The 2,459-nt window shown below is 66.0% G+C and carries 3 protein-coding genes and 1 pseudogene; 3 read left to right on the top strand and 1 reads right to left on the bottom strand.

The genetic code is table 11. The annotated features are described in order from the left end of the window. The 3 genes and pseudogenes from AC1D00_RS36515 to AC1D00_RS36505 form a co-directional block, all read left to right on the top strand. Positions 1-179 (top strand): annotated as a pseudogene (locus tag AC1D00_RS36515) (ABC transporter ATP-binding protein); the annotation flags it as partial. A 31-nt stretch (positions 180-210) separates the two neighbouring features. Beyond that, positions 211-792 carry a flavin reductase family protein gene (locus AC1D00_RS36510; RefSeq protein ID WP_027544963.1) on the top strand — a complete coding sequence of 194 codons (582 nt, stop codon included), beginning with the start codon at positions 211-213 and terminating at the stop codon, positions 790-792. A 96-nt stretch (positions 793-888) separates the two neighbouring features. Beyond that, complete coding sequence (locus tag AC1D00_RS36505; RefSeq protein ID WP_027544964.1) at positions 889-1,044, top strand: hypothetical protein; 156 nt, start codon at positions 889-891, stop codon at positions 1,042-1,044. A 142-nt stretch (positions 1,045-1,186) separates the two neighbouring features. Here the strand turns inward: AC1D00_RS36505 and AC1D00_RS36500 are convergent, their stop codons facing one another. Next, positions 1,187-2,335, bottom strand: coding sequence for a M20 family metallopeptidase (locus AC1D00_RS36500; RefSeq protein WP_477014008.1), 1,149 nt, complete (start codon positions 2,333-2,335; stop codon positions 1,187-1,189). Between the last annotated feature and the right edge of the window lie 124 nt (positions 2,336-2,459).

Raw genomic sequence — 2,459 nt, 5'->3', positions numbered from 1 at the left:
CCCACGATGTTTCCGAGGCGGTCGCGCTGGCGGACCGGGTGCTGGTGATCGAGGAGGGCCGGATTGCCCATGACGTCGTGGTTAACGCAGCCCGGCCGCGGGAGCGCGGCTCGGCCGAGCTGGCAGGCCTCGAAGGCTCGATCCTGAGCCACCTTTTGTCGGCGGACGATCGTACCTAAATAGAGGGAACCCCGCTTCGGGGACCACGCCATGAATGTAGTGCCTCGCGATCTCATGACTGAAATCCCCGTCTCGCCCGCCGATTTCCGCGGCGCCATGCGCCACCTCACCGGCGGCGTCAGCGTCATCACCGCCGGGCGGGGCAAGGACATCACCGGCATGACGGTGACCTCGGTTACCTCGCTGTCGGTCGAACCGCCGACGCTGCTGGTCAGCATCAATCGCGATGCCTCGTCCTTCCCGCTGATCCGGCGTCACGGCGCCTTCGGCGTGAACATCCTCAACGCCGACCAGCTCGACGTCGCCGAGCGCTTTGCCGGCAAGGGCGGGCTCAAGGGCGCAGACCGTTTCGCCGGCGCCCGGTGGGTGACGGCGGTCTCGGGAGTCCCGCTGCTGGTCGGCGCATTGTCGGCCTTCGATTGCGAGGTCGAGGAGATCGTCGAGCGGCACTCGCACGGCATCGTCATCGGCCGTGTCAGGGACGTCAAGAGTTCGACGCGGACTGCAGCGCTTGCCTATTGGCACGGCCAGTACGTGGCGGTCGACCAGGACGAAGACGCCGCAAGGCTCGCCGAGGTCAGCCTTCCCTCGCGCAGCCGGCGCGGCATTTGATCGCCGCGGGCAGACGGCGCGGAAGGCTGGCCTTTTCCCACTCATCGCTCTAGAAGCGCCCTGAGCCTCCCGCCGGGACGGCAATGGAGCGGAACGATGAAGCGCGTCGCGACCTGGGCCTTCTACGCCATCGGCGCGCTGGCGATCGCCTATCTCGCGCTCTACGCCTATGCCATGTTCAGCGGCCAGCCGATCATTCCCGGCGACCCCATCCACATCTTCCGCAAGCCGGACGCGCCGAGTTATTCGTGACGGTCTCGTCGGTGCGTAGGGTGGGTTAGACCTGCGGTTGCGCGAAGCGCAGACCGCTGGACGTAACCCACCCTGCTTCAGCGAATGTAGGACGAAGTTGGTGGATTACGCCTTCGGCTAATCCACCCTACGGCACATGTGCTCACCCCTTTAAAATGGCCAGCGCCAGCGCCTGGGCGCGCGGCACGATGCTGTCGATCTCGAGATATTCCTCCGGCGTGTGCGCGAGCCCGCCGACCGGGCCGAGGCCGCAGATGGTCGGCGTGCCGACCGCGGCGGTGAAACCGGAATCGGCGCAGCCGCCGGAGAACTCGCCCTGGAGCGTGGTGAGGCCGACCTGCCTTGCGGCCGCTTGATAACCCTCGAACAGCGCCTTCGAGGCCTCGCTCTGCACCACCGGCACGAACTCGCCCTTGATCGTCAGCGTTGCGCTCGTGCCCGGCACGTAGGAGGTTGCGACGATCTTTTCGATCGCGGCCATCACCGTGGCCCGGTCTGCGGGATCGACATAGCGCAGATCGATCTGGCCTTCGGCATAGGGCGCCGTCGTATTGACGGACTGGCCGCCGGAGACAAGGCCGACATTGAGCGTGATGCCCTTGTCGAGATTGGTCAACGCGTGGATCTGGACGATCTTGTGCGCTAGTTCGCCGATCGCGCTGACGCCGGCGGCGAAATTGGCGCCGGAATGCGCGGCTTTGCCGGTGATGGCCAGATGCATGAAGATGCCGCCCTTGCGGCCGGTGACGACGTTGCCCGTGGGGCGGCCCGGCTCGGAGTTGAACACCGCGCGCGCGGCGCGTCCTTCACGCTCGATCACGGGACGCGACGAGGGCGAGCCGATCTCCTCGTCCGAGGTGATCAGCACCTTGATCGGATGCGGTGAGCCGCCGAACTTGTGGAAGGCGGTCGCCACGAACATGTTCATCACGACGCCGGACTTCATGTCGGCAACGCCGGGTCCATACGCGCGCTTGCCCTCAATCGTGAAGGGACGCCGCCCGGCCTCGCCCTTGCCGAACACGGTGTCGCGATGGCCCATCAACAGCACCGGTTTCTCGTTGCTGCCTGGCTTTGCCACCTCGGCATGGATCGCATCGCCGAAGGTGGAATTGTTCTCGCGCCGGAACGGGATGCCGTGCTCGGCAAAGTGCCGCTCGAACCGCGCACCGACCGCATCGACGCCCTCCTTGTCATAGGACCCGGAATCGATGTTCACGACGTCGCGCAAGAGATCGATCATCGCCTGCCGCTGCGACGCCAGCCAGTCCGTGATTTGAGCTTCCGACATGTTTACCCTCGTGTGGTTCTCACGCGGGGTTATACGGGGTCCCGCGCGTCCGACCTAGTCGGCGAACGCGGTACGGCCATGCCAAGGTTCGCGGGTTTGGCCCGCACTGCCTCCCCATCGTCGT

The sequence above is a fragment of the Bradyrhizobium sp. P2_E8 genome, from assembly GCF_056403875.1.
Note: the sequence above shows the minus strand (reverse complement) of the source record. Positions and strands in the feature narration are given on the sequence as shown.